At 63.2% G+C, this 24877-nt stretch carries 21 protein-coding genes and 1 tRNA gene; 10 read left to right on the forward strand and 12 right to left on the reverse strand.

Going from position 1 to position 24877, the window contains the following annotated elements:
• Nucleotides 1-4 precede the first annotated feature (4 nt).
• Together B5V03_RS16150 and B5V03_RS16155 are read right to left on the reverse strand one after the other, a co-directional pair.
• On the reverse strand, nucleotides 5-1111 hold the full coding sequence (locus B5V03_RS16150) for a molybdopterin-binding protein (protein ID WP_129271311.1): 1107 nt from the start codon (nucleotides 1109-1111) through the stop codon (nucleotides 5-7).
• A gap of 54 nt (nucleotides 1112-1165) precedes the next feature.
• Complete coding sequence (locus B5V03_RS16155; protein WP_129271312.1) at nucleotides 1166-2005, reverse strand: substrate-binding domain-containing protein; 840 nt, start codon at nucleotides 2003-2005, stop codon at nucleotides 1166-1168.
• A 337-nt stretch (nucleotides 2006-2342) separates the two neighbouring features.
• Between B5V03_RS16155 and B5V03_RS16160 the strand changes: the two genes are divergently transcribed.
• Both B5V03_RS16160 and B5V03_RS16165 read left to right on the forward strand, forming a co-directional pair.
• Nucleotides 2343-3236: a helix-turn-helix transcriptional regulator gene (locus B5V03_RS16160; protein WP_129271313.1), complete on the forward strand. Its 894-nt coding sequence runs from the start codon at nucleotides 2343-2345 to the stop codon at nucleotides 3234-3236.
• A 103-nt stretch (nucleotides 3237-3339) separates the two neighbouring features.
• The gene (locus B5V03_RS16165) at nucleotides 3340-4554 is read left to right on the forward strand and encodes an ABC transporter substrate-binding protein (RefSeq protein WP_129271314.1); all 1215 of its coding nucleotides are present in this window, start codon (nucleotides 3340-3342) and stop codon (nucleotides 4552-4554) included.
• 71 nt (nucleotides 4555-4625) lie between these two features.
• On the opposite strand, the gene B5V03_RS16170 is transcribed toward B5V03_RS16165, so the two are convergent.
• The gene (locus B5V03_RS16170) at nucleotides 4626-5591 is read right to left on the reverse strand and encodes a TAXI family TRAP transporter solute-binding subunit (RefSeq protein ID WP_129271315.1); all 966 of its coding nucleotides are present in this window, start codon (nucleotides 5589-5591) and stop codon (nucleotides 4626-4628) included.
• A 107-nt stretch (nucleotides 5592-5698) separates the two neighbouring features.
• Here B5V03_RS16170 and B5V03_RS16175 point away from each other — a divergent pair, with 107 nt between their 5' ends.
• The 3 genes from B5V03_RS16175 to B5V03_RS16185 all read left to right on the forward strand — a co-directional run bounded on the left by B5V03_RS16175 (nucleotide 5699) and on the right by B5V03_RS16185 (nucleotide 9031).
• Nucleotides 5699-6673: a Bug family tripartite tricarboxylate transporter substrate binding protein gene (locus B5V03_RS16175; protein WP_164988051.1), complete on the forward strand. Its 975-nt coding sequence runs from the start codon at nucleotides 5699-5701 to the stop codon at nucleotides 6671-6673.
• A gap of 344 nt (nucleotides 6674-7017) precedes the next feature.
• Nucleotides 7018-7093 (forward strand) — tRNA-Ile (locus B5V03_RS16180).
• 288 nt (nucleotides 7094-7381) lie between these two features.
• On the forward strand, nucleotides 7382-9031 hold the full coding sequence (locus tag B5V03_RS16185) for an amidohydrolase (RefSeq protein ID WP_129271317.1): 1650 nt from the start codon (nucleotides 7382-7384) through the stop codon (nucleotides 9029-9031).
• Between the two features lie 200 nt (nucleotides 9032-9231).
• Here B5V03_RS16185 and B5V03_RS16190 read toward each other — a convergent pair whose 3' ends face one another.
• A complete protein-coding gene (locus B5V03_RS16190; RefSeq protein ID WP_129271318.1) occupies nucleotides 9232-9501 on the reverse strand; it encodes a hypothetical protein in 270 nt (89 codons plus the stop codon).
• Between the two features lie 387 nt (nucleotides 9502-9888).
• On the opposite strand from B5V03_RS16190, the gene B5V03_RS16195 reads away from it, so the two are divergent.
• Nucleotides 9889-10731: an enoyl-CoA hydratase-related protein gene (locus B5V03_RS16195; protein WP_245502238.1), complete on the forward strand. Its 843-nt coding sequence runs from the start codon at nucleotides 9889-9891 to the stop codon at nucleotides 10729-10731.
• Between the two features lie 236 nt (nucleotides 10732-10967).
• On the opposite strand, the gene B5V03_RS16200 is transcribed toward B5V03_RS16195, so the two are convergent.
• Nucleotides 10968-12554, reverse strand: a complete 1587-nt coding sequence (locus B5V03_RS16200) for a peroxidase family protein (RefSeq protein WP_129271319.1) — start codon at nucleotides 12552-12554, stop codon at nucleotides 10968-10970.
• Between the two features lie 675 nt (nucleotides 12555-13229).
• On the opposite strand from B5V03_RS16200, the gene B5V03_RS16205 reads away from it, so the two are divergent.
• Both B5V03_RS16205 and B5V03_RS42320 read left to right on the forward strand, forming a co-directional pair.
• Entirely contained in the window at nucleotides 13230-14273 is a 1044-nt protein-coding gene (locus B5V03_RS16205) for an FkbM family methyltransferase (protein ID WP_164988052.1), read from the forward strand.
• 197 nt (nucleotides 14274-14470) lie between these two features.
• Nucleotides 14471-14836 carry a hypothetical protein gene (locus B5V03_RS42320; protein WP_245502239.1) on the forward strand — a complete coding sequence of 122 codons (366 nt, stop codon included), beginning with the start codon at nucleotides 14471-14473 and terminating at the stop codon, nucleotides 14834-14836.
• An 846-nt stretch (nucleotides 14837-15682) separates the two neighbouring features.
• Here the strand turns inward: B5V03_RS42320 and B5V03_RS42325 are convergent.
• Nucleotides 15683-16117, reverse strand: a complete 435-nt coding sequence (locus tag B5V03_RS42325) for a hypothetical protein (protein WP_245502240.1) — start codon at nucleotides 16115-16117, stop codon at nucleotides 15683-15685.
• On the opposite strand from B5V03_RS42325, the gene B5V03_RS16215 reads away from it, so the two are divergent.
• On the forward strand, nucleotides 16013-18805 hold the full coding sequence (locus B5V03_RS16215) for a tetratricopeptide repeat protein (RefSeq protein ID WP_433995339.1): 2793 nt from the start codon (nucleotides 16013-16015) through the stop codon (nucleotides 18803-18805). The two genes, B5V03_RS42325 and B5V03_RS16215, sit on opposite strands and share 105 nt — an antisense overlap.
• Here the strand turns inward: B5V03_RS16215 and B5V03_RS16220 are convergent.
• The 6 genes from B5V03_RS16220 to B5V03_RS16245 form a co-directional block, all read right to left on the reverse strand.
• Nucleotides 18802-19599, reverse strand: a complete 798-nt coding sequence (locus B5V03_RS16220) for an adenylate/guanylate cyclase domain-containing protein (protein WP_129271322.1) — start codon at nucleotides 19597-19599, stop codon at nucleotides 18802-18804. The two genes, B5V03_RS16215 and B5V03_RS16220, sit on opposite strands and share 4 nt — an antisense overlap.
• 102 nt (nucleotides 19600-19701) lie before the next feature.
• Nucleotides 19702-20835, reverse strand: a complete 1134-nt coding sequence (locus tag B5V03_RS16225) for an aminotransferase class V-fold PLP-dependent enzyme (protein ID WP_164988053.1) — start codon at nucleotides 20833-20835, stop codon at nucleotides 19702-19704.
• A gap of 53 nt (nucleotides 20836-20888) precedes the next feature.
• Nucleotides 20889-21326 (reverse strand): RidA family protein, encoded by a 438-nt coding sequence (locus B5V03_RS16230; RefSeq protein WP_129271324.1) that lies wholly within the window; start codon nucleotides 21324-21326, stop codon nucleotides 20889-20891.
• 84 nt (nucleotides 21327-21410) lie between these two features.
• Complete coding sequence (locus tag B5V03_RS16235; RefSeq protein ID WP_129271325.1) at nucleotides 21411-22070, reverse strand: amino acid ABC transporter permease; 660 nt, start codon at nucleotides 22068-22070, stop codon at nucleotides 21411-21413.
• Between the two features lie 2 nt (nucleotides 22071-22072).
• A complete protein-coding gene (locus tag B5V03_RS16240) occupies nucleotides 22073-22789 on the reverse strand; it encodes an amino acid ABC transporter permease (protein WP_129271326.1) in 717 nt (238 codons plus the stop codon).
• Between the two features lie 19 nt (nucleotides 22790-22808).
• Entirely contained in the window at nucleotides 22809-23714 is a 906-nt protein-coding gene (locus B5V03_RS16245) for an amino acid ABC transporter substrate-binding protein (protein ID WP_129271327.1), read from the reverse strand.
• A gap of 161 nt (nucleotides 23715-23875) precedes the next feature.
• Here B5V03_RS16245 and B5V03_RS16250 point away from each other — a divergent pair, with 161 nt between their 5' ends.
• Nucleotides 23876-24850: a LysR family transcriptional regulator gene (locus B5V03_RS16250; protein ID WP_164988054.1), complete on the forward strand. Its 975-nt coding sequence runs from the start codon at nucleotides 23876-23878 to the stop codon at nucleotides 24848-24850.
• Nucleotides 24851-24877: the final 27 nt, after the last annotated feature.

A 24877-nucleotide genomic window follows, 5' to 3' on the forward strand; every position in this document is an offset into this window, starting at 1 on the left:
CCTATCATTCCTGCATCAGATAAGCATCGACCGGCTCGCCCGCCGCAAATCCCTCGTGATTGCCGGGAATGAGCAGCCATGCATCGGCGCGGGCAATCGCCCGGAGCGGCCATTCGCCCACGGCAAGCGGTATCCACGTTTTATGTTCCTCGGCGAGCAGCGCCATTTCGGCGAGGCCGACGCTGGACGCGATTTTTCGCGCGAGCGGCAAGGTCACTTGCCGGCGCGGCTGCCGCGCCGACAGGCGATCGACGAGCGGAAGCACCAGCGCGAACCAGGCCGCGAGCGCATGATCCGGCGAGCCGGGCAAGACAACAACGGGAACTTTTCCAAGCCGCCCGATCGCGGCGGTGCGGCCAGGCTGAAGCGCAAGGCCATGGGCGATCACATCACCGCGCCGCGCCAGCGCGGTGACGGCGGCATCCTGTCGACCGACGCCGCTGCCGCCGACAATCAGGAGCAGATCGCAAGAGGACGCATTGAGCACATCGGCAATCGATGCTTCATCGCGCGCGGCGGCTTGGTGCGTCTTCACATCCCGCCCGACCGCGCGCGCGATCCCGGCGATCATATGCGCCGTCGGCGTCGCATCAGGCACATTGACGATGCGCAGCCGCGGCCGTCGCACGCTCAGCCTGTCCACCGCCGCGACACCCGCGAGCAACAGATCAGCGGGACCGACCGGATGTCCGTCTGCGCCCGCCGTGGTGCCCGCGGCGATGTCGCTTCCGGCGCGCCTGATACCCTGCCCCGGAACGCCCTCGGCCAGCACCTGGGCAAGCGAACCCGATATTTCGACGGCGTCAGCATCGAGCACACAATCGCATCCCGGCGGCATCGCGTCGCCGGCCTCAACCCAGACAGGCGCCGTCGCCAGAGCCAGCGGCGAATAGGCGGACGCACCGACGAGATCGTTGGCGCGCAGCGCCCATCCGTCTGTCGCGGCAATATCGTGTGGTGGCCAGGCCGCAAACAGCGGGCCGCCCGCCGCGATACAACCAGCCGCTTCAGTCAACGGCAACTCGACCGGCGCGATTGGATCAACGCCTTGCAGCAATGCGGCGAGCGCGGTGTCTAGCGGCGTCAGCGATGGCGGCAGGCGCTGGGTCATGCGTCATGATGGACCATGCATCGCGCGGTTTGGCAACCGGGCCGGACGTGGAGATCAGCCTCCGGACTTCTCCGCATTGGGGAAATACAGTTGCTGCCCGTCGACCTTGTAGCCGGCGATCGCCGCCTGCCCGTCCGGCGAGACCAGCCAATCGACGAAGCTTTGCGCGAGCTCCTTCTTCACATTCGGAAATTTTTCCGCGCTCATCAGCATCACGCCGTATTGGTTGAGCAGCCGCTTGTCGCCTTCGACGAGGACGTCGAGGTCGCCACGCTCCCTGAAGGAAATCCAGCTGCCGCGGTCCGACAGCACGTAGGCGTTCGCGGCGCGCGCGGTGTCGAGGGCAGCGCCCATGCCCTGCCCGGCCTCGCGATACCAGGCGCCCTTGGCTGCCGCGATGTCGATGCCGGCGACGATCCACAATGCGAGCTCCGCGGCGTGGGTGCCGGAGCGATCGCCGCGCGTCACGAACGGCGCACCCTTGGCCTCGATCGCCTTCAGCGCGGTGGCGATGTCCTTGCCCTTCACGCCGGCCGGATCGCTCTTCGGCCCGATCAGCACATAGTCGCTGTACATCACGTCGAGGCGCTTCACGGCAAAGCCGTCCGCAACGAACTTCTCCTCCTGCGGCCGCGCATGCATCAGCACGACATCGGCTTCGCCGGTCCGCGCCCCGTTGAGCACTTCGTCGGCACGCCGTGCGATCACCTTGACGTCGATGCCGGTTTTGTCACGGAACACCGGCAGGAGATAATCGAGCAGACCGGACTCCTGCGTCGATGTGGTCGAGGCCAGCACGATCGTTCGGTCCTCAGCGGATGACGCCACAGCGCCCAAGACAAGACCGCAGCCAAGACCGCAGAGAAGTACGCGTGCAACGGACAGGCGGCCCATGATCAGGTTCCCATTGGCTGTGACGCGATCATGATGATGGTCGATTACGCCGCACTCGTGACGCGTTCGCCCGTTGCGCCCTTCCATTCGGGATATTTCGGCAATCCTCCGAGCGGCACGCTGATTGCAATCATGCGCGGGCGGCAAGTCCGGCGCGAGACAAGGCCCGCACCACGCGAGCACTCGAAGATCGTTCACCAAAGCAGAAATCGCGCGCGAGGATGTGTTGCAAAGCAGCGAGATCATCGGGCATGGTCCCGGCCGACATAAGTTGCAATGCAGAATTCCACCTGCGTCGAACGTCAAAAAGAAGCAAGAATTTGCATAGGAATGCAGGATGGAATTCCTGACGACCAGCGAAGCCGCCGACTATCTTCGGCTCGGCGAACGCAAACTGTACGAACTTGTCACCAACGGTGCGATCCCCTGCACCAAGGTGACAGGCAAATGGCTCTTCCCGCGGCACGAGCTCGATCTCTGGGTGCTGTCGGGAATGGCGCGTCCGGCCGGCATGCTGATCGCGGAGCCGCCGCCGGTCGTGGGCGGCAGCCAGGACGAGCTCCTGGACTGGAGCCTGCGCGAATCCGGCTCGGGCCTGGGATCGATGAGCGAAGGCAGCGCGCGCGGGCTCGAGCGCCTGCAACGCGACGAGGTGATGGCTGCGGCGGTGCACTTCCACAGCCTCGACGCCGAGGGCAATCTTGCCTCCGACGCCAGCGCGACGGCGCTGCGTGACGCCCCAGACCTGCATGATGCGGTGCTGGTCGCATTCGTGCGCCGCGAGCAGGGTCTCGTGCTGCCGCCGGGCAATCCGAAACGACTGCGCGGCCTTTCCGACGTGCTCGCGCTCGGCGCCAGGATGGCGATGCGGCAGCAGGGCACAGGCGCGCAGATGCTGCTCGACGTGCTGCTGACACGCGCCGGCGCCACGACGCGCGACTTGCGGCGGATCGAGACGCCGGCCCTGACCGGGCCGGATCTCGCCGAGCTGGTCCGTGCGGGACAAGCCGATTGCGGCATCGCGACGCGCGCCGCGGCGCGCTCGGCCGGGCTCGATTTCGTGCCGCTGGTCTGGGAGAATCTTGACCTCGCGATGCGGCAGCGCAGCTACTTCCGCCCCGCCATGCAGGCCCTGATCCGGTTCCTCAGCGAACGGCGGCTGCGCCAGCGCGCGGAGGAGCTGACCGGTTACGACCCCTCGCCGGCCGGACAGATCCGCTTCGCGGCCTGACATTGACGCCCACCCCAAAATAGTTGCAAAAGAAACCAATTCAGCCGGGCCATACCCGGCACAAGCAACTTCGGCCAACGCGCCGGATCAGGGGAGGACAAGCGTGAATCCAACCAGATTTGGACTGCCGGTCGCGGCTGCCCTTGTGGCAGCGCTGCTGCCGGGCGCAGCTTCGGCGCAGGTGTCCGACGACATCGTCAAGATCGGCGTGCTCACCGACATGAACGGTCCGGCCTCCGCGCCGACCGGCCAGGGCTCCGTGACGGCCGCGCAAATGGCGATCGACGATTTCGGCGGCACCGTGCTCGGCAAGCCGATCAGTATCGTCGTCGGCGACCACCAATTGAAGGCCGATGTCGGCGGCGCAATCGCGCGGCGCTGGTACGACGTGGACCAGGTCGACCTGATCGTCGACGTGCCGGTCTCTGCCGTTGGGCTGGCGGTGCAGAACATGGCCAACGAGAAGAAGCGGCTGTTCATCACCCACTCCACCGGGACGGCGGATTTCCACGGCAAGTTCTGCTCGCCCTACGCGATGCAATGGGTGTTCGACACCCGCGCGCTCGCGGTCGGCACCGCGGATGCGGTGGTCAAGCGCGGCGGCGACAGCTGGTTCTTCATCACCGACGACTACGCCTTCGGCCATTCGCTGGAACGTGACGCCTCCAGCGTCATCACCGCCAATGGCGGCAAGGTGCTGGGCTCGGTGAAGCCGCCGCTGGCAACGCCCGACCTCTCCTCCTTCGTGCTGCAGGCGCAGGCCTCCAAGGCCAAGATCATCGGCATTGCCGCGGGCCCGCCCAACAACATGAACGAGATCAAGACCGGCTCGGAGTTCGGCGTGTTCAAGGGCGGCCAGCAGATGGCGGCGCTGCTGGCGCTGATCACCGACATCCACGGCCTCGGCTTGCAAGCGGCGCAAGGCCTGCTGCTGACGACCTCGTTCTATTGGGACATGGACGACAAGACGCGCGAATGGTCGAAGCGCTATTTCGCCAAGATGAACAAGATGCCGTCGATGTGGCAGGCCGGCGTCTACTCGTCAGTGATCCACTATCTCAACGCCATCAAGGAAGCCGGCACCGACGATCCGCTCAAGGTCGCGGCAAAGATGCGCGAGAAGCCGATCGAGGATTTCTTCGCCCGCAACGGCCACTTGCGCGATGACAATCTGATGGTGCACGACCTCTGGCTGGTGCAGGTGAAGACGCCGGAGGAAAGCAAATATCCGTGGGACTATTACAAGATCCTCACGACCATCTCGGGCGAGAAGGCCTTTGGGCCGCCGGACCCGGCGTGTTCGATGGTGAAGAAGTGACGTTGACGACTGGCGAATAGGGAGTAGCGAATGGGGACGAGCTCCATTCGCTATTCACCACTCGCCATTCGCTACTTCACCACGCCCATCTCCCGAAAATACTTCATCACGCCCGGATGGATCAGCTCCGGCTTCGGCGCCGCCGCGACCGTGTTTGCCGCCGTGGTCTCGCAGGCCTGCGCGAGCTGTTTGCAGAAGGTCGCCTCGGCGCCGTGCAGCGTCTTGGCGAGGCGATAGGCGACATCGTCGGGCAGGTCTTCGCGCGTGAGCACAAAGCTCCACGATCCGAGCGAGGCGATCGGCTCGGCCTGCTTCGGGTAAGAACCGGCCGGCACCGTGAGTGGCTTCAGGAACGCATGCTTGGCGCGGATGCGCGTGATCTCCTCTGCACTCGGTGCGATGAAGCGTGCGCCTGAGGCGCTCGAGGCGACCGCGGCAAAGCCGGGCCAACCGATGCCGGCACCCCAGAGTGCTGCGGCGCGACCATCCTCGACCATCGCGGGACCGTCGCCGGCGCGGTCGAGATAGATCGCCTTGAAATCCTCGTCCTGCTTCAGGCCGAGGCCATCGAGCACGTAGCGCGCCAGGATCGGCAGGCCCGAGCCCTTTGCGCCGAACGCCACCGGCTGCCCGACGAGATCGCGGATGGTCTTGTAGGGACTGTCCGCGCGCACGACGAACATGCCGGGGTTGGAATAGATCGCGGTGAGAATTTTGAGCCGCACCGGCGCGCGGCCGATGCCGGCGAAGGCTTCGTAGGCCGGCTCGCCCGCGACCAGAGCGAGATCGAGCTCGCCCTTCTCCAGCAGCGGAATGTTCTCGTTGCTGCCCTTGGTGTTGCGGGGTGCGATGGTGATGTGCGGATCGGCCGCGTTCATCACCTCCGCGAAGGCGTTGCCATAGAGCGGAAAACCGCCGCCGGGCGTCGCGGTGCCCAGACTGAGTGTCGTGGTCGGAATGGCCTTGCCTCCGGTTTGAGCAGTGGCGGGGCTGGCAAGCAGCGCCGCGCCAAGCAGAATGGTGATAGCGAATCTCATGATTGGTCCCGGCGAGCCTGCGTCAACACCGACTTGCGGCGATGTAGGCAGCGGCCCGTTTTTGTGAAAGCATGTGGCCCAACGACAATAGAACAATGGGAGGCGTCATGTTGCGAATTTTGCGTAACAGTGTTTTCGGGCTGGTTTTGCTTTCAGGTCTTTTCGGCGCCTCCCCTCCCGCCTCCGCCGCCTATCCCGACCGCCCGGTGCACTGGATGATCGGCTTCGCCGCCGGCGGCCCGGTCGACATCGTGGCGCGGATCATGGCGCAGGCGCTGTCGGATCGCCTCGGCCAGCAATTCATCGTCGAGAACAAGGCCGGCTCCGGCGGCAACATCGCGGCCGCGGCTGCGATCAACTCGCCGCCGGACGGCTACACGCTGCTGTTCGTCGCGCCCAACAACGCGATCTCGACCTCGCTCTACAAGAAGCTGCCGTTCGACTTTTTGCGCGACACTGTGCCGGTCGCCAGCATCATGCAGCTCACCAACATGCTGGTCGTCTCCAACGCGTTTCCGGCGAAGACGGTCCAGGAGTTCATCGACTATTGCAAGGCCAATCCCGGCAAGATCTCGTTCGCCTCGTCCGGCAACGGCACCTCGGTGCACATGTCGGCGGAGCTGTTCAAGGCGATGACCAAGTGCGACATGATCCACGTGCCCTATCGCGGATCCGCGATCGCCTTCCCCGACATCATCTCCAACAAGGTGCAGCTGATCTTCGACAACCTGCCCTCTGCGCTCGAGCAGTCGCGCGGCGGCAATGTCCGCGCCCTCGGCGTGACCTCGCCGCAGCGCTGGCCGAGCGTGCCTGACGTGCCGGCGATCGCCGAGACGATCCCCGGCTTCGAATCGGTCGGCTTCTACGGCATCTCCGCGCCGAAGGGCACGCCGCCCGAGATCGTCGAGATCCTCAACAAGGCCGTCGGCGAAGCGCTGAAGGATCCGAAGGTGATCGCGCGGCTGACCGAGAACGGCGGCATCCCGAAGCCGATGAGCCCGGCCGAGTTCGGCAAGCTGGTCGAGGACGAGACCGCGAAGTGGAAGAAGGTCGTGGAGTTCGCCGGGGTTTCGGTGGACTAGGCCGCGACCTGCCGCGAGCATGCGGCTCGCCAGCAAGGCGTTGGAGGGAGGTCGGCAGACCCCCCTCTCATCAAAAATGCCAAAACAACCCCATGCACAGTAGAGAGGCTAGCAATTCCAGTGGGTTACGGAGACGAAAAATCGGATCACCGCGAAACGGCTTGACCCGTCGGGCAAAACAGGCGTATGAGTGCATCATCGCCATTTTCGGTTATTCAAAAATTACCAGCGATGCTGCGTCGGCGTTCCCCTCCGCCAGAGCCAGCATTGCACCTCCGCCTCCATCCCTGTAAACGAACCGCGCACCGTTGCCGGCCGCGCATCCCGCGAGCCGTCTCGCGGCGGGGCCTGTAGCTCAATGGTTAGAGCCGGCCGCTCATAACGGTCTGGTTGCAGGTTCGAGTCCTGCCGGGCCCACCAGCCTTCGCTCGCTTCGCGAGCTTCGGCTCGGCAAGCCAGCCGCCACACATTGCAAGCGAAGCGAGTGAAGGCTGCCGCGCCGAAGCCCAAGGGCGTAGGCGGGCCATAGAATCAATGACCAGGGCCATCACCGGATTTTCCGGTGGACTGGCCGATCTCATTGGAGACATGATCACGATCACGGCACGCCCCGTTGCGACACGCGATGTCCGCGAGCGCATCCAGCGGCGGATGTGTGACGTCGCTCCTGCCTCTCTCACTCCTGGCCCTCTCATTTCGGGACTGAACATGCGCAAGCATCTCGCGATTTTGGTGATCTCGTGCTGGGCCAGCCTGGCTCACGCGCAAAAGGCCGACCTCATTGTCACGAACGCAAAAATCGTGACGCTGGATCCGGCATCGACGATCGCGCAGGCCATCGCGGTCCACGACGGCAGAATCGTTGCCGTCGGCGGCAACGAGGCCATGGAAGGCCTGATCGGGTCCGCGACGCGCCGCGTCGACGCTGGCGGACGCACGATCATTCCGGGATTGATCGATTCCCATATTCACGCCGTGCGCGCCGGCCTCACCTACGCAACCGAGGTCAACTGGATCGGCGCGAAGACGATTCCCGAGGCGATGGAACGCTTGCGCCAGGCGGCACAAGCGCGCCCGGCGTCGTGGATCATCGTGGCCGGTGGCTGGAGCGAATTGCAATTTGCGGAGAAGCGGCGGCCGACCCTGGCCGAAGTGATGTCGGCTGTTCCCGACAATCCGGCTTACATCCAGTTGTTCTATTCGGCGGTGCTGATGACGCCGAAAGCGCAGCAGGCGCTCGGGATATCAGCGGATCAGCTGCCGGCCGGCATCACGACCGAGCGCACTGCTGCGGGCGAAACCACGGGCTGGTTCAACGGCTCCATCGTCAGCATCTCGGCGCTGTTCGACCGCCTGCCGCGGCCGAACTTCGAAGACAATGTCGCCGGGACCCGGCAATTCTTCACGGAGCTCAATCGCCTTGGGATTACCGGGATCGTGGATCCCGGCGGCTTCAGCATTTATCCCGGCCATTACGCCGCCCTGCAAAAGCTCTGGCGCGAGAAATCACTGTCGGTGCGGGTCGCCTACAGCCTGTTCGCCCAGAATGTCGGCGCGGAATTCGAGGAGTACAAAAATCTCACGCCGTTCCTGCCGATGGGATTCGGCGACGACATGCTGCGGTTCAACGGCATCGGCGAGCGGATCACCGGCGCCATGTACAACAACAACGCGCCCGACGCGGCCGCCAAGGACAAGTTCCTCGAGATCGTTCGCTGGGCGGCCAAACAAGGGCTGACGGTCACCATCCACTGGCAGGAAGACAAATCCGTCCACCAACTCCTCGACCTCTACGACGAGGTCAACAAGGAGACGCCGATCGCGCCGCTGCGCTGGTCCATCGCCCATCTCGACAACACCTCGTCTGATACGCTTCTGCGGATGAAGGCCCTCGGTGTGGGCTGGACCATGCAGGACGCCATGTATCTCGGAGGCGACCGTATCGTGGCGCAGGCCGGCGATGCCGCGCGCAGCATGCCGCCCATCGTCACGGCGCTGCGCACGGGCGTCCATGTCGGCGCCGGCACGGATGCGCATCGGGTCGCATCCTACAATCCGTTCGTGGCGCTGCAATGGATGCTCGACGGCAAAACCGTCGGCGGATTATCGACGCGCGGCCCGGACCAAACACCCAGCCGCGAAGACGCGTTGCGGCTCTATACCGTGGGAAGCGCCTGGTTCTGCTTCGACGAGACGCGGCGCGGCACGCTAGAAAACGGCAAGCTTGCCGACTTCGCGATTCTCGATCGGGATTTCATGTCCGTCCCCGTCGAGCAGATCGGGGCGACGGCGTCGCTGCTGACGGTGGTGGGCGGCAAGGCCGTGTATGCAGCGGATGTTTTCGCGAGTGCGAAATAGCAGAGGAGGGCCGCCGTGCCGCTCTCGCGTGCTGTCACCGCTTTCTTCTCCGGCGCTTCGGACACCGCAGTCAAGTCAGCGTCGAGCGATCAAATGACGGCCATGTTCGCGATATGAGGCAAGCGCGGGTCGTCAAGCAAAAAGGGCTCCGCAATCTGCGGAGCCCTGGATTTGCGTCAGTTCGGCAGCTTCATTTTGCCTTACTTCATATTGCCGGCCTTGGTGCCGCCCTGATCGCTGCCCGGGCCAGAACCGCCCTGGCCGGATGCGTCAGGCTTCACCATTCCGCCCTTAACCATACCGTCATTGCTCATACCCGTGGTGCCCTTGGTCATCGCGCCCTTCTCGGTGTTGTGCATGCCGGGCTTCTGCATGTTGTCGGACTGCGGCGCGGGACCGGTCGAATTCTGTGCGAAGGCAGAGCCCCACATCAGTGCGAGGGCGGCGGACGCGATCATGATTTTCTTCATGGCAAACTCCTGGTTCATTTTGTCAGGGACAACATCGCGCAAAGTTGCCTCGTTCCAAAAACGATCGAGAACGCCACAAAAAATTCTCGCCGGGAACTCGAAACTTCAGAGACGGCACGCTGAATCTGCCATCATCGTTCTGTAAACGCACGGCGGGGAGCGCCACTATTTCAGATGTGCACGATTGCCCCTGTCATTTCCGATCCAATCGTCCGCACGATGATTGACACGCTTTTTGCGGCGCGGCCATCATTCGGATGACCGCCGTATCGATCGGTCCGCACCGGGATGCCTCATTCGATGATCCAAGCTCAGTCAAGATCATCGGCATCTGCGGCGCTGCTCCCGTCGATCGCGTTGCAGGCCCAGACATCCGGAGACAAGTCGATGACATCACAAACCGGCGAGGCCGCGCAGTCCACGCACATGGCGGACGTCCCGTATGGTCCGCAGACGAAGATCACCATCGAGCGCAAGGGCCATGTCGTGCTGTTTGGCATCAATCGGCCTTCCATCGACAACCGGCTGGATCCAGAGGCGACGGAAGGCCTGGCGCGCGCATACTACGACTACGACCGCGATCCCTCGCTCCGTGCCGCGGTTCTGTTCGGCCATGGCAACCGCTTCTCCAGGGGTGTCGATGTCGATGCCTACAAGGCCTTCGCCCAGTCCGGACACAAGATGATGGACGGGCCCGGCTTCATCGACCCGCTCGGACGGAGCGGGCCGGCACTGACGAAGCCTCTCGTCGTCGCGGTGCATGGCGACACCTGGAACATGGCGCACGAGCTTTTCCTGGTCGCGGACATCCGCATCGCGTCGGAAGACACCGAGTTCGGCCAGGATGAGAACACGCATGGCCGTTTTCCCGGAGGCGGCGCAACGGTCCGTTTCCCCCGGGAAGCCGGATGGGGCAATGCGATGCGGTTCATCCTGACGGGCGATCATTGGGGCGCGAGGGAAGCGCTCCGGATGGGAACGGTCCAGGACGTGACGCCAAACCGTGATGCAGCGCTCGCCAAGGCGATCGGGATCGCCAACAAGATCGCCGCATGCGGCCCGCTCGGCATCAGGACGTCGCTGGCCTCCTCCCATCTGGCGATCGAAGACGCTTCTGCGGCGCTGGCAAAGCTCGACGCGCAATATCGTGCGCTGTACGCGACCAGGGATTTCCGGGAAGGCCGCGATGCCCAGGCCGAGAAGCGCCCGCCGGTCTACGAGGGACCGTGACGGCACGCGGCCAGCCCTGGTTCAAAAGCCTTACACGCTCGCCTGCAGACGCGCGCGGCGAACTCGAGGATATGGGTCCGAACAAGACCGGCGCGGCCGCGGCGACATAGGCCATGCCGGCATCGGTCAAGGCAAGCCCTAGCGTCAGCGGACCAGCATCTTCGCGCCAGGCAGCGTCTCTAACTCGGAGGTCTTGCGGCTGAGAGTCGGCAACGCGGGCTCCGCCTCCATCCCGCTCACGCCACCGCCACATGTGACGGGTGGTCCATCGAGATGCGCAGGCCTGCGGCGCCATTCGGCAGGTTGCGGTTCGCGAGGTCATGCAACGACGATGTCGCGGCGATCGAAGCCCGCCCCTCACGCGTGAATGTCTCTTCCTTGAAGACGTGCGGGGCAAGCAACGGGTTCGTAAGAGCATGCGAGAAGGCGTCCAACGCGACCATGCGCCCGATCAACGGCGGGACCGCTGAACGGTCCGGCGGATCCTCGGCGAAGATGCCGACAAAGAACTCGATCCGCTCGACATCATTGGCGTAGAGCCGCTTCAGGGCGGCGACGACTTCCGCATCCCCGCTGATCTGCTCGAAACGGGTCACGCGCGGGTACTGCATTCTTTCGCGATAGTCGTTGTAGCTCGCCAGGCGGTTGTTGCGCCCCTGCCTCAGGCTGGCGAGTTCGACCGGCCGAAGAAACTCAGCCGTATTGAACAATCCGAGACGCCAGACCGGCGACTTGCTGGCGCTGTCGAGCGCGATTCCCAGCCCGTCCCGCAACAAGGGCTCATTGCCGAAGCGAGCTCCGCCGATCGGCATCAGAGTGCCGTTCCAGATCGCGGTCTCCGGCACCAGGCTGTGCCAGCGATAGAGCAGGTTGAACTCGACCGGAATCCTGTTCTCGCGATTCCAGCGAGCCGCGTAGCACGGCGTGGGATCGCTCAGCAGCTTGAACCAGTAGGGAGAGATGTGATTGATATATTCTTCCACGACAATCTTGATCAGCTGAACCACGTTGACGTTTCGGGCCGTCTGAAAGACGCGCTGATCGTCCCAACCGGGGTTCGCGGCCTCGATCACGCCACACAGGCGATTGTGTTCGCGCAGAAAGAGGGTGTTGATCGCTGCGGTGAAGACCGTGGAGTTTGCCCGTTCACCGCCGAATGCAAACAGCGTCGCCTTCCGGTCAGCCGGGAGTTCGTCCGGCATCTTCATAGGCGCGGGCAGAGCGTCGAATCTCGGGTTGCGAACGCCATGTTCGTCGAACAGGCGAGGCGCCCACTCCTCACCGCCACGGATCTCGGACAACAACCTTCCGCGCCTGCCGGGTTGCTGGTCGAGGAGGCGAAGGGCTTGCAGCACCGTCTCATTGAGTCCGTAGAGCTGACCCAAATCGATCTGATGGGTGGTGGTGGTCCGGCGCGTGTCCGAGCTGGACGTCATCAAGAACCCATCGGTGAACCACTGCGCGAAAGTCGGAAACAGCAGCGTGGACCGATCCGACAGGCGAGGACCCGATGCCTTGGTCACATAGAGAGGCTCGAACGCCTCAACCGCCGGCAGGTTGGGAATGTCTTTCGGCGGCAGGTAGCGGGAGAACCAGGTGCGATCCGTCAGCGACGACCACGAGGCATAGTCATCCATCGTGCTCAAAAGCAGCGGCCGAAACGGCGCCTTGCCGACGGCCTGGTTCACGATCACGTGGTTGACGATCCCGCTGAGCCAGGGGTGTCGGTTGACGAATCCCCAAACAGGCCGGCCATGCGTGAGGACAAGACTCTCAATCTTGTTGCGCAGACCGTCTCTGCTCGTATCGCGCTTTCCAATCATTCCTGACTCGGATCCCATCTCAGCACCCCGTGTGAATGAAGCCTGACGAATGAAGTTCGCGGGTATCTCGGTAAGTGAATAAAAAAATGCGAAGTATTCTTGCAGCTCCTTACAACCCTGGAAAGGCCTGCTTGACAAAATAAATCTAAGGGCGATCTGGCGCCGGACGGCCGAGCACGCCTTCGAAGCTGCAACGGCCTGCCGGATGAAGCCATGGAATGCTCACTCCACGCCAGAATTCCGGTGCCAGCATTCAATTGACCCGCTTTGCCTCGGCACGCATCATGAGGGCATCGTCCGCGAGACTTGCGTCACCGTAATACCGGGCGGCCTCTTCGGAGCCTTTTTGATGCAGCCGCGAACGAACGGATCACAGACTGTTCAGCCCGCGCCAGCCTCGCACCAGCATCGTGCCAGAAACTTCCCCAACCGGACGCACCCGCCGCGCTCGGTGGACCACGCATGCACAGCTGAACGCGAACTGACGGCACGGGAACGCAAACTTTCGTTGACCGTGCAGTCAACGATTCCGGTCGGGTTCGACCGCTCGGAATGCGGTGCACTGTCGGGTCCGCCTAGCGCTGGATGAAGAGAGGCTCAGTCATTCAAATGTCTTCAGAAGCTCAAATTTCGGCAGACGTTGCAATTTCATTCCTGTCTCACTTGCAGGCCAAATTGTACGAGATTGCCACGAGAGATCTTGAACAGAACCACGAGGCGGATCGTTACGGACCCGAGCCCAAGCGAGCGATGGGTCACGATATGCAGGAGTATCAGAGCAAACTCCAGGCAATGGCGCGGTTGAAAAACTCGAAGACGCTTCCTCTGATCTTGCTCGATACCTGGCAGTTGCTGCAGGACGACTATTCGAAAGACGTGCTGTTGGAGTTGTATCTTCAACGCGTGATCGGGCACGACCTCGTCAAGATCTTTCGAAATTCTCCAAAGTACTGGCAAGACCGGAGCCTGGCACAGAGCCTGCAAACGAACCGTCTGCCCGCGAAACCGATCAAGGGCATGAACTTCGAACTCACTCATTGCGACCTGAAGGACATCGGCTACGATCTCAACCTGTTTTTCGCTCCCATTGGGATCGATATGACCTTCCTGAAAACGCAATACGAATACCACGGCATACAGCCGAAGATCGCAGCAAAGACCGGGGATATCGTCATCGACGCCGGCAGCTGCTACGGCGACACGGCGCTGTATTTTGCAACGAAGGTGGGGGCCGCAGGCAAGGTCATCGGGTTTGAGTTCATCCCGGAAAATCTCGATATCTTGCGTCAGAACCTGGAACTGAATCCCAAATACGCATCGAATATCGAGATCATCGAGAGACCGGTATGGGAGTCATCCGAAAAGATACTCTATATGATGAACAACGGTCCGGGCAGCCAGGTTTCCGAACGTCCCCTCTTCCACGGCGCGGCCGAAATCAGAACCATCTCCATCGATGATGCGGTTCGTGACAAGAAACTGCCTCGCGTCGATTTCATCAAAATGGACATCGAGGGCTCCGAGCTTTCCGCGCTCAAGGGCGCCCTTGGCACGCTCGAGCGGTTCAGACCATCATTGGCGATTTGCGTCTATCACAAGCCCAATGATTGGGTCGACATTCCCCTCTTCATCCATTCCTTGAACCTCGGCTACAAGATGTGGCTGGACCATTTTACGATCTACCCCGAAGAAACCGTGCTATATTGCAGGGCTTTCTGAAACGGGGCGAACCGCGCCGAAGCCAAAGGGCGAGGGCAGCCGGCACGAGACTTCTTCGGGATCGCGGTGGGATGACTTTGACAGTGCCGTCAATGGCTCCGACCGGGTTCGCGGGTTCGAAGGCCCGCGCAGTGAGTGCATCGGTCACCGCGATCTCTGCCCTGTAGTCATGGACCTGCGGCGCGTAGCGGACCATATTGGCCAGGCATCACCTTGTTCGACGGGCAAGGGAGCCACCGAATGTACGCCAACATTCTCTTGAGCACGGATGGATCGGACGTCGCGAGAAGGGCCTCGAGCATGGCATTGCCTTGGGCTGTCGCCGCAAGAGCGGAGATGATATTGAATCAATCGGCAATGTCGTCGGCGTCCGTTTGAATATCGCCTCGTCGGACGGAGCCTGTGCCAAGCGCCTCTCGCGGCAGGAGAATTTCATGACGAGTGAAAAAGGCCCGAACATCAAGAAGAAGCAGAAATGCAAAAATTGCGAAGGCAAGGGTTTGCTCAAGAAAGGCGACAAGGTGGTGAAGTGCCAGCGCTGCAAGGGCACGGGGCTGCGGTGAGGCTGGGTTGGTGACCTCGGATTTCGGAATTGCGTTGACAGCGCACTCAATTGACCCCGCTTTGCCGTATGCTCACTGTCGATGACGTGCACTATCACCGTACTCTTTTGCCTCAAAATTCCTGATTTAACGCGGGATACCCGCCGTTTGCATTCTCCCATGGGCCGGTTGGAGCCATCATTTCGTAGCGAACGGAAGCCCCCTTCCCCATCGCCGGCCACCGCAAGAACTAAATCGTCAGTTCGGCGTTATCTTCGCACCATAGAGCCGTCTCGCGGAGGTCTGACGATGGACCCAAATGACCGGGTCGCTTTAGTCCTGTCTGCCGTCGCCCTGGCTGTCGTCATTGCAGTTGCATCGACAGCCACATTGGAGCGCGTCAACACGCGGACGGCCAGCAACGACGCAGCTCCCGGAACGGTAGGCCTCGCCAGGCCACATCCGCCGCTGGACCGCGCGGCCGGTGAACCGATACAGACGACTGGCACCCCGTCCAGCCCGAGCAATCGCCAGCGTCCCTGACCTAACATTGGGATTGCGGTGACAGTGCATCGACGGCCGGGCCGCTTGCGCGGGGTTGGAAGCTCGTGAATGAATTGCGCGCCGTCGCCGCAAGGGCGTACCGCGAGGTCCGCTGTTCAGCATACCATCGGGTCATCCCCGTGGTCGCAAACTCGCCCCGGTTGGTCCGCGGGCGCCGGTTCAAGCGCCTGGCGACGGGCGCGGCGAACCACCGATATTCCCAACTCACAAAGAGGTTTTCGATTGGCCTGGGCGCGCGGCCTCTTCACGAACACGAGACAGAGTTTTGCGCGGATAAGGGTTCCAGGACGGCACCCGCCAGCTTCACGCCAGCTTCACCGCAGAAACTGCCGCCATGGGACACCACGGTCGCGCTCGGTGCGATCCCACAAGCATGGCTGAACCGGAACAGGCGGTCAGCAGGATATTTTGTCTCCTTCTGGTCAGATCATGAATCGCCAAGAGCGCCGGGCCGCGGCCAAGCAGCAATCCAAAGCGGTCGCACCTCAGCATCTGCCGCAGCATTTCGAGGCCTTGAGACAGGGCAAAGCCCTGTTCGATCTCGGGCGTTATGCCGAAGCCCTCGACTGCTTCAACCTGTTCGAGAAGCACAATCCCGGCATCGCCCCCCTGTATCAGACGCGCGGCCTTTGCCTGCAGCGGCTCGGCCGGTTCGAGGAGGCGCAGGCAGATTTCGAGAGATCCATTGCGCTCAACCCGCTCGAGGCCGAGACGCACAAGAACCTCGGCACGCTTCATTCGCGATTTGGACGGATGGAGCAGGCCTTTGCGAGCTTCGATCGCGCGCTCGCAATTCGTCCGAATTTTCCTGCCGCGCTCACCGAAAAGGCACGGGCGCTGTGGAGCCTGCACTTGCTGGACGAGGCTTTCGCAGCCTTTCACAGATCGCTGGCGGTGGACCCGGGCAACGCGCACACGATCTGGAACGTCGCGCTGCTCCAGATGCTGACCGGAGATTTCGAGCGGGGCCTGGCGGGGCGCGAAGCCCGCTGGAAGGCGCATCTCGGCCTCGTCGACCGCGGTTTTTCGCAAACGCTCTGGCTCGGCGACCAGCCGATCGCGGGCAAGACCATCCTGCTTCATGCCGACGAGGGACTGGGCGATTCGATCCAGTTCGCGCGCTATGCACCCATGGTGGCCGCGCTTGGCGCGCAAGTCATCCTGGAGGTGCCGACGCCGATTCAGCCGCTGCTCGGTGACGTCACCGGGGTCGCAAGATGTATCGGACGATCGTCGACGCCGTCGCTGGCGTTCGACCTGCACTGTCCGCTTGGAAGCCTGCCGCTGGCGTTCAGGACGCGGCTCGACACGATCCCGTTCGCGGAAGGATATCTTCCTGCGCCCCCCGCTTCGCGGGTGAAGGCGTGGAAGGACCGGCTTGGTCCGCGCACCCGCTTCCGCGTCGGGCTTGCCTGGTCGGGCAATCCGGATCACAACAACGATCACAATCGATCGATGACCCTGCGCACGCTTGCTCCGCTGCTCGATTGCGACGTCCAGTTCGTCTCCTTGCAAAAAGGCGTGCGGGACCAGGACCGGGCGTTTCTCGGTGAACGTCCTGACATCGTCGACCTCTCGGACGATCTCACCGATTTCAGCGACACGGCGGCCCTGGTTGCCTGTCTCGACCTCGTCATCTCGGTTGATACCAGCGTTGCTCACCTCGCCGGCGCGCTGGGCGTGCCGGTCTGGACGATGCTGCCCTTCAACCCGGATTGGCGCTGGCTGCTGGGCCGCGACGACAGCCCGTGGTATTCCTCGATGAAGCTGTTCAGACAGCCGAAGCGAGACGACTGGCCCGGTGTCGTGGACTGCGTCCGCCGCGAGCTCGATGGGCTGGTTTCCGAATGGGGGTCGGGAGCACGGCAACGCCAGAGCAATGCCCCGATCACCAAACCACAGGACGCGGTGGTCTCAAATTACCTCGGCCATATGCTCTGGCAGCACAAGCGCACGGACGAGGCTGTGCTGCACTTCCGGCGGGCGTTGCAGCTGTATCCCCAATATCTGGAGGCGGCGAACAGCTGCGGAAGGCTGTTGTTCAATCTCGGACGGTATGCGGATGCCCTCGAATGCCTTGATGTCGCCGGGCAATCGGATATCGCCGGGCAACCGGACCCGAATTCCGCACTGCTGCATCAAATTCGCGGCGATTGCCTCCAGGAGGCGGGCCGGCTCGAGGAAGCCAAGGCCGCCTACGAGAGGTCCATTGTGCTCCACTCCGGCGAGGCGGACACGCACAACAAATTTGGCGTGCTTCAAGTGAAACTTGGCCGCCTGGACCAGGCATTGGCGTGTTTCGATCGGGCGCTTGAACTTCAACCGGCTTTTTCCGGAGTGCTGTCCAACAAGGCGTTGGTGTTGCTGAATCTGCAATTGCTGGATGAAGCTTTCGCGACCTTTCGCAGATCGCTGACGGTCGACCCGGGCAATGCGGTGGCGACCTACAATCTGGCGACACTTCAGCTGCTGACTGGAGACTTCGAGCCGGGCTGGCTCGGGCGCGAAGCGCGCTGGAAACTTCCCGTCGGTTTGCTCCATCGCGGTTTCTCGCAATCTCTCTGGCTTGGTGACCAACCGATCGAAGGCAAGACCATATTGCTTCATGCCGACGAGGGATTCGGCGACGCAATTCAGTTCGCGCGCTATGTCCCCATGGTGGCCGCGCTCGGAGCACGAGTCATCCTGGAGGTCCAGCCTCCGATCCAGCCGCTGCTGGCCGAGGTGTCCGGCGTCGCAATGTGCGTCGGCCGACCGTCCGCGGCGTCGCTGCCGTTCGACCTCCACTGTCCTCTTGGAACTCTGCCATTGGCGCTCGGGACCCGGCTCGATACGATTCCCAGCCCGGAGCCGTACCTTCCTGCGTCCCCGGTGGCGCGCGTGAAGGTGTGGGAAGACCGGCTTGGCGAGCACAATCGCTTCCGCGTCGGTCTTGTCTGGTCGGGCAATCCGGCTCACAAGAATGATCACGATCGATCGATCGCACTCGACACGCTTGCGCCGCTGCTGGATTGCGACGTCCAGTTCGTCAGCTTGCAGAAGGGCGCCCGGGATCGGGACCGGGCCTTCCTCGACGCACGTCCTGATATCGTCGACCTGACGGATCATCTCACGGATTTCAGCGACACGGCGGCGCTGATCTCCTGTCTCGATCTGGTGATCTCGGTCGACACCAGCGTCGCTCATCTCGCCGGTGCGCTGGGCGCTCCGGTCTGGACGATGCTGCCTTCCAACCCGGATTGGCGCTGGTTGCTCAACCGCGACGACAGCCCGTGGTATTCGTCCATGAGGTTGTTCAGGCAACCCGAGCGAGGCGACTGGGCCTGCGTCGTGGACCGCGTTCGCCGCGAACTGGAGAGCGTCGTTTCCACGTGGCGCAGCCGCGACAGGGCAAGCGACGAAGCGGTGTCTGCTCTCGCCCCCTAACCCTCCACCCGATACAGCCGCCAACGCGCCGGCACGCCCTTGAGCTGGTGGCTGCCGTGATCCCTGAGCCGGATCTGGGATTGCGCCGCGAGCAGGTCCTTCACCGCGCTCGACACCAGCACCTCGCCGGCGCGGGCTTTGGCGGCGACGCGCGTACCGATGTGGAAGGCGAGACCAACCATCTCGCCACCGCTCATCGTGTACTCACCCGCATGCAGGCCAACCCTGATATCGAGCCCCAGCGTGCGCACGGCCTTTTGAATCGAGGTCGCGCAATTGATTCCGGCAGCAGGCGCCTTGAATGTCGCCAGCACGCCGTCGCCGGTCGTCACGACTTCCTTGCCGCGCGAAGACTTCAGCTCTTTGCGCACCGCCGCGTAATAGAGGCTCATCACCTTGGTCCAACGCGCATCGCCGAGCTTCGCGGCCTTTGCCGTGGAGCCGACGATGTCGACAATCAGGATGGTGGCGAGTGCCCGCTTGAGATCGGCGCTGCCGTCCACGGATTTGCGCCGGGTCGCAATCGCGCCGGTCAGCGGTTCATAGTCATGGCTGCGGCGCCGGGCGATTGCGGATTTCGTGTAGTCCTGGGCGCGCTGCGCCGTGCCGCAACGAATTGTTTTCTCCTGCGGTAGACGCGTCCAGTAAACCTTGCGTCCCTTTCCCGCGCCCTGCACCTCCACGGCGCCCCACTTCAGGAACACCGCCGAGCCGATCCGCCGCACGCACCACGCCTTGGACGTGTATCCCGATACGTTCGACTGATGCAGGCCGATGCGAAGGAACTTGGGCATGAATGTGTGGCCGATCGCTGGACCATTTTGGCGGACCTGAGATTGAGCGTAGTTGGACGTTCGCGCGTTGGCAACAGCGCGCGAAGATTGGCCAGCCCGGTCTCAAACCCGCTTCACGAGACGCCCGAGCTCTTCGGTGAACCGTCCGATATCGTCGTCCGACGAGTAGACATGAGGAGCCACACGCACGATCCGCTCGAGGCCCCGCGCTTCGAGCTCCCATCGGGCATGGTCGAGGCCCACGGACGCGATCGCGATGCCGCGCATTGCCATCTCTCCCACAATGTCGTCCGCGGGCACTGATGCATGCTGGAAGGTCAGGAATGCCGCGCCGGCCTCCTCGTCCTCGAACACCGTGAGACCGGGCACACCGCGCAGGTTCGCGCCCAGACAGCGGAGCTTTTCGGTGTTGTGGGCACGGACATTCGCAAGGCCGATACGATCCAGCTCCTGAAAAGATGCCCGCAAGCCAAGACGACCGGCAGCGGAAAACTCCCACGCCTCGAAGCGTCGCGCATCCTCCCGCGACAGGAAACTGTCATCCGGACGCCATGTGCCGGCGCTCTGGTCGACGATGATCGGCCGGGCCAGACGATGCAGGGCCCGATCCGACAGCGCCATCATGGCCTGACCACGGCCAGCCCTGAGCCACTTCCGGCCCGGCGCGACCATGATGTCGGCAGAGGCCGCCGGCAGCGTCAGCTCGAACTGACCGATGGCTTGCGCGCCATCGACGAAATAAAGGCAGGTATCCGGTCGTGAAAGCGCACCAAGCGCTTCGACCGGCTGGCGCATTCCGGAACTGCTGGCAACGGCCGAAGCACAGATCGCAACCGTACGCTCATCGATCAGTGCGGCGGCTTGCTCGATGTCGATCCGCCCCGCTCCAGTCATGGGCAGTCTGACCACCTCCGCTCCGACGGCCGCCGCACGTCGCACGGCATTGAGAATATTCCCGCCCCAGTCATTGCGTGCGATCAGGATGCGATCGCCGCGTCGGAGCGGCATCGATGCAAGCGCAAGCGCCCAGAGCCGGCTCGCCTGCTCGCCGAAAGCAAGATGGGTCGGGGCGACGCCCATCAGGCGGGCCGCCAGGACACGCGTCTCTTCGATGGCGCCTCTTGCATCGGCCGCCGCCCAGTGCGCGCCGCGCCGGGCCTCGATATCAAGGTGGGATTTGATCGCCGCGACCACGCTCGCGGGCATCAGACCGGCGCCCGCGGCGTTCAGATGCATAAAGGTGCCGCCCTCTGCCGCAGGTGGATCTCGCAAGGACTCCCGCGAGATCATTATCCGGCTCGGATTGCCGCAATGATGTCGATCTCGACCGGGGCGCCGCGTGGAAGCTCGGCCACGCCGACCGACGTACGCGCATGCCGGCCCCTGTTGCCGAGATGCGCGACGAAGACTTCCGAGGCGCCATTCATGACCTGCGACTGTTGTGCGAATCCGGGCGCGGACGCGACATAGCCGGTGATCCGGAGAATCTGCTCGACCCGGTCGAGCCCACCGACGGCTTCCGCGAGCGCAGCGAGGCACAGCTCGGCGCAGACGGCGGCGGCACGCTGCGCCGTCGCAAGATCGACCTCAGCCCCCACCTTGCCCTTGAAGAGGAGTTCATCGCCGCGCCGCGGCAATTGCCCGCTGACATAGGCAACTCCTCCGTGAACGACGACCGGCACGTAGTCGCCGCCCGGCGCATTGGTCTTTGGAAGATTAGTGTTCATGCTCGTCTCTTTCAGTGATTTGGGACTTCGACAGAAATTACTTGGCCTGCGCAGAGGTCACAACCCCGATGGCCCTGCCACGCGTCATGCGGCGGCCATCCGCCGTTGAAGCCGCTTCACCACGCGAGATGCCGAGAAGCAGATCGCGAAATAGACGAGGGCCGCAAACAGATAGAATTCGATCAAACGCGCCTCCCGATTGGCGACGATGCCAATTGACGTCATGAAGTCGTGAAGACCGATGACATAGACCAGCGAGCTATCCTGGACCAGGGCAATGCTCTGCGTGAGCAGGATGGGCGTCATGCGGCGCAAAGCTTGCGGCAGGACCACGTAGCGGCAGGCCTGCATCCGGTTCATGCCGATCGCCAGCGCCGCGGCCATCTGTCCTCCGGAGATGCCGTTGATGCCGGCGCGCATGATCTCGGAATAATAGGCCGCCTCGAACAGGGTGAACGCGATGAGCGCGGACGTAAACGCCCCAACAGGCCGCCCGATGAACAGCGGCACCAGCAGATAGAACCAGAAGATCACCATGATCAGCGGAACAGAGCGCAAGCCGTTGACATAACCGGCAGCGACCGCGGCGACGGGCCGCCACGCCGACAGGCGCACAATTGCGATCATCGTCCCGAGCAGCATGCCGCCCGCCATCGCCAATGCCACCAGCACAAAACTGGTTTGCAATCCCTGCCAAAGGAATGGCCATGCGTGCACCACGGCGCTCCAGTCGAGGTTTCGCATGGTCAACCGCGCCCCAGCGTCCCGGGGATCGCGACCCGCCTTTCGACGGCGCGCATCCCGACGATCACGCAGAGCGTCAGCATGACATAGATGACGGTCGCGGCCGTCAGCGCTTCGATCCCCTGGAACGTCGCGGCCTCGATCTGGCGGCTCTGGCCGGTCAGCTCCAACACCCCGACGGTTAGTGCGAGCGACGAATTCTTGATGATGTTGAGGGCTTCCGACGTCAATGGCGGCAGCACGTTGCGCGCTGCAAGGGGCAGGAGAATGTAGCGATAGGTCTGCGCGGTGGTGAAGCCCATGGCCGCCGCCGCCATGCGTTGGCCGACGCCGATCGATTCGATGCCGGCGCGGACCTGCTCGGCAATGCGCGCAGCGGTGAAGCAGCCGAGCCCGGCCACGGAGAACCAGTATTCGGGCATCGGCAGGTCGCGCTTGATCCATAGTCCGAAGCCGGCAGGCAGCAGCTCGGGCAGCACGAAGTACCAGAGGAACAATTGGAGCAGCAGAGGGATGTTGCGGAACACATCCACATAGGCCGAGGCGATGGCACGGCAAATCCGGCTCGGCAGCGTGCTGAGCACACCAACGACGCAGCCGACCGCGAGCGCGACGATCCATGCCGCTCCGGCAACGAGAAGTGTCCATTTCACGCCAGCGAGGAGCCACCCGAAATAGGGCTCGACGAACAGGATGGTCCAGTTCCAGCGATACTGCATCGCGTGCCTGTCCGGATGTTCAGCGCGGCAGAGCCTGAACCCGGAAGGCGGCCAGCAGCTCGCCCTCGATTTTCAGACCGAGCGGGTCGAACCATCTGACGTAGATCTTCTCGGCCTCTCCCGACCGGAAGGCGTCGGCAAAGGCCGCCCGCACCAGCAACGCGAAATCCTGGTCGCCGCGCTGCATCATCGCGCTATAGGGGTCGTAGGTGAGCAGGCGACCGACGACCGCCAGCGAGCCTGCCGGTCTCGCCTTGTTGGCGGCGTAGACCTTGATCTGCACGCCGTCCGCGACGAACGCGTCGACGCGGTCGTTCTCGACCAGAAGCGCGCCCTCGGGAAGGTCTTTCACATAGACGAGCTGGACGCCGAGCGCCTTCTCCTCGTTGAGCTTGCGGACCGCGGCCTCGTTCGACGAGCCCTGCAGCGCGGCAACGCGCCGGCCCTTGAGGTCCTCGATTTCCTTGATCGGCGATGCTGCTTTCACGAGCAGCTGCGTGCCGGTGACGTAGAAGATCGGCGAGAACTCGACCTGCTCCTGACGCGTCAGGAAATTCGAGGTGGTGCCGCATTCGAGGTCGATCGTTCCGTTGGCCACCAGCGGGATCCGGTTGGTCACGTTGATCGGCGTGAACGTCACCTTGATGTCGGGCTTGTTCAGCCGCTGCCTCACGGCATCGGCCACCTTCATGCAGAGATCGACGGAATAGCCTTCCACCTTTTGCTCATCGTTGATGTAGGAGAACGGGACTGAGGCCTCGCGATGGCCGATGTTGATCGCACCACGCTCCAGGATGCGTTTGAGAATAGCGCTATTGCCGGGCCCTTGCTGTGCGGGGGACGGCTCTGCGAAGGCCCCCGCGACCAAGCTTGCCATCATCGCGATCGATGCCACGTTCATGATGCCGAATTTGCCCAGTCTCATCGGATGTCCTTCCAGACGCTCAATCCGCCAGCACGCTACGTCGCGGACACCGGATCTTTCCAATGCGAATGCGCGCGGATCTGATGCGGAATTTGCATCGGCCGACCGGAGAAAACCGGCTATCGTGCCCGCCACGAGAGATCGCGGGGAAGGCTACGACCATGCTCGATATCCGCTGGCTTGAGGATCTGGCCGCCGTCGCGGAGACCAGGAACCTGACGCGTGCCGCCGAGTTGCGAAATGTCAGCCAATCCGGGCTGAGCCGCCGGCTGCAATCGCTCGAAAACTGGGCCGGCTCGGCATTGCTCGACCGCCGCAAATCCCCCATCGAGCTGACCGATGCCGGAGCGCAATTGCTGGCCACGGCAAACGACGTGATCGGACGGCTCAATGCTGTCAGGCGCGCCCTGCGCGAAGATCACGACCACGCGGCGCGGAGCGTGCGCTTCGCCGCCCCTCACCTTTTGTCCGTGACGTTCTTTCCAAAGTGGCTGCCGCAGATCCAGGCAACGATCGGATCGACGCGGCTGACGATCCTGTCCGACAACCTTCCGGGATGTTGCGACGCCTTCGACGACGGCGCCGTCGATTTCGTCGTCTGTTACATGGATCAGGCCAACCGGCTGAATTCGGCCGGTGGAAAGACGCTGTCGATCTCGACCTGCCAGTGGCTGACCATTGGGCGTGAGAAGCTCGTGCCGTTGTCGGCCGTCGACAGCGGCAACCAGCCCCTGCATGATCTGGCGCCGGGGCCGCGGCGGTCGATTTCCTATCTCGGTTACAGCAGCGAATGCTCACTCGGCTGGGCCGTCGACCAGAAGCTCGCCGATGCGACAGACCTGCCCCAGCTCAATCGCATCTATGAAAACTCGCTGGCCGACGGATTGCGATCGATGACCTTGTCCGGGCTTGGCGTCGCGTGGCTGCCACTGACCACGACCCATCAGGACATCCTCCGCGGCCGTCTCGTCCGCACCGGTTTGCCTGAGCTGGATGTCGACCTCGACATCCGGATCTATCGGCCACAGCGGCGCCTCAGCCGGCGCGCGGAAGACCTTTGGTCACATCTGGTCGCAACCCGCTCGGTCGTCGAACTTCCGGAGCTTGCTGCAGCGGTTCACAGGGGACGGGCCTGAAGCATGATCCGGACAAGTGCGCGGCGG

The sequence above is a fragment of the Bradyrhizobium betae genome, assembly GCF_004123905.1.
GTDB lineage: Bacteria > Pseudomonadota > Alphaproteobacteria > Rhizobiales > Xanthobacteraceae > Bradyrhizobium > Bradyrhizobium betae_A.

Excerpts from the sequence above, each read along its gene's own strand:
- B5V03_RS16155 (WP_129271312.1), bottom strand. The coding sequence starts at position 2,005 with ATGGGCCGCCTGTCCGTTGCACGCGTACTTCTCTGCGGTCTTGGCTGC.
- B5V03_RS16160 (WP_129271313.1), top strand. The coding sequence starts at position 2,343 with ATGGAATTCCTGACGACCAGCGAAGCCGCCGACTATCTTCGGCTCGGC.
- B5V03_RS16200 (WP_129271319.1), bottom strand. The coding sequence starts at position 12,554 with ATGATTGGAAAGCGCGATACGAGCAGAGACGGTCTGCGCAACAAGATT.
- B5V03_RS16220 (WP_129271322.1), bottom strand. The coding sequence starts at position 19,599 with ATGCCCAAGTTCCTTCGCATCGGCCTGCATCAGTCGAACGTATCGGGA.
- B5V03_RS16170 (WP_129271315.1), bottom strand. The coding sequence starts at position 5,591 with ATGAGATTCGCTATCACCATTCTGCTTGGCGCGGCGCTGCTTGCCAGC.
- B5V03_RS16185 (WP_129271317.1), top strand. The coding sequence starts at position 7,382 with ATGCGCAAGCATCTCGCGATTTTGGTGATCTCGTGCTGGGCCAGCCTG.
- B5V03_RS42325 (WP_245502240.1), bottom strand. The coding sequence starts at position 16,117 with ATGAAGCGTGCCGAGGTTCTTGTGCGTCTCGGCCTCGAGCGGGTTGAG.
- B5V03_RS16240 (WP_129271326.1), bottom strand. The coding sequence starts at position 22,789 with ATGCAGTATCGCTGGAACTGGACCATCCTGTTCGTCGAGCCCTATTTC.
- B5V03_RS16230 (WP_129271324.1), bottom strand. The coding sequence starts at position 21,326 with ATGAACACTAATCTTCCAAAGACCAATGCGCCGGGCGGCGACTACGTG.
- B5V03_RS16190 (WP_129271318.1), bottom strand. The coding sequence starts at position 9,501 with ATGAAGAAAATCATGATCGCGTCCGCCGCCCTCGCACTGATGTGGGGC.
- B5V03_RS16195 (WP_245502238.1), top strand. The coding sequence starts at position 9,889 with ATGACATCACAAACCGGCGAGGCCGCGCAGTCCACGCACATGGCGGAC.
- B5V03_RS16175 (WP_164988051.1), top strand. The coding sequence starts at position 5,699 with ATGTTGCGAATTTTGCGTAACAGTGTTTTCGGGCTGGTTTTGCTTTCA.
- B5V03_RS16235 (WP_129271325.1), bottom strand. The coding sequence starts at position 22,070 with ATGCGAAACCTCGACTGGAGCGCCGTGGTGCACGCATGGCCATTCCTT.
- B5V03_RS16225 (WP_164988053.1), bottom strand. The coding sequence starts at position 20,835 with ATGCATCTGAACGCCGCGGGCGCCGGTCTGATGCCCGCGAGCGTGGTC.
- B5V03_RS16245 (WP_129271327.1), bottom strand. The coding sequence starts at position 23,714 with ATGAGACTGGGCAAATTCGGCATCATGAACGTGGCATCGATCGCGATG.
- B5V03_RS16150 (WP_129271311.1), bottom strand. The coding sequence starts at position 1,111 with ATGACCCAGCGCCTGCCGCCATCGCTGACGCCGCTAGACACCGCGCTC.
- B5V03_RS16250 (WP_164988054.1), top strand. The coding sequence starts at position 23,876 with ATGCTCGATATCCGCTGGCTTGAGGATCTGGCCGCCGTCGCGGAGACC.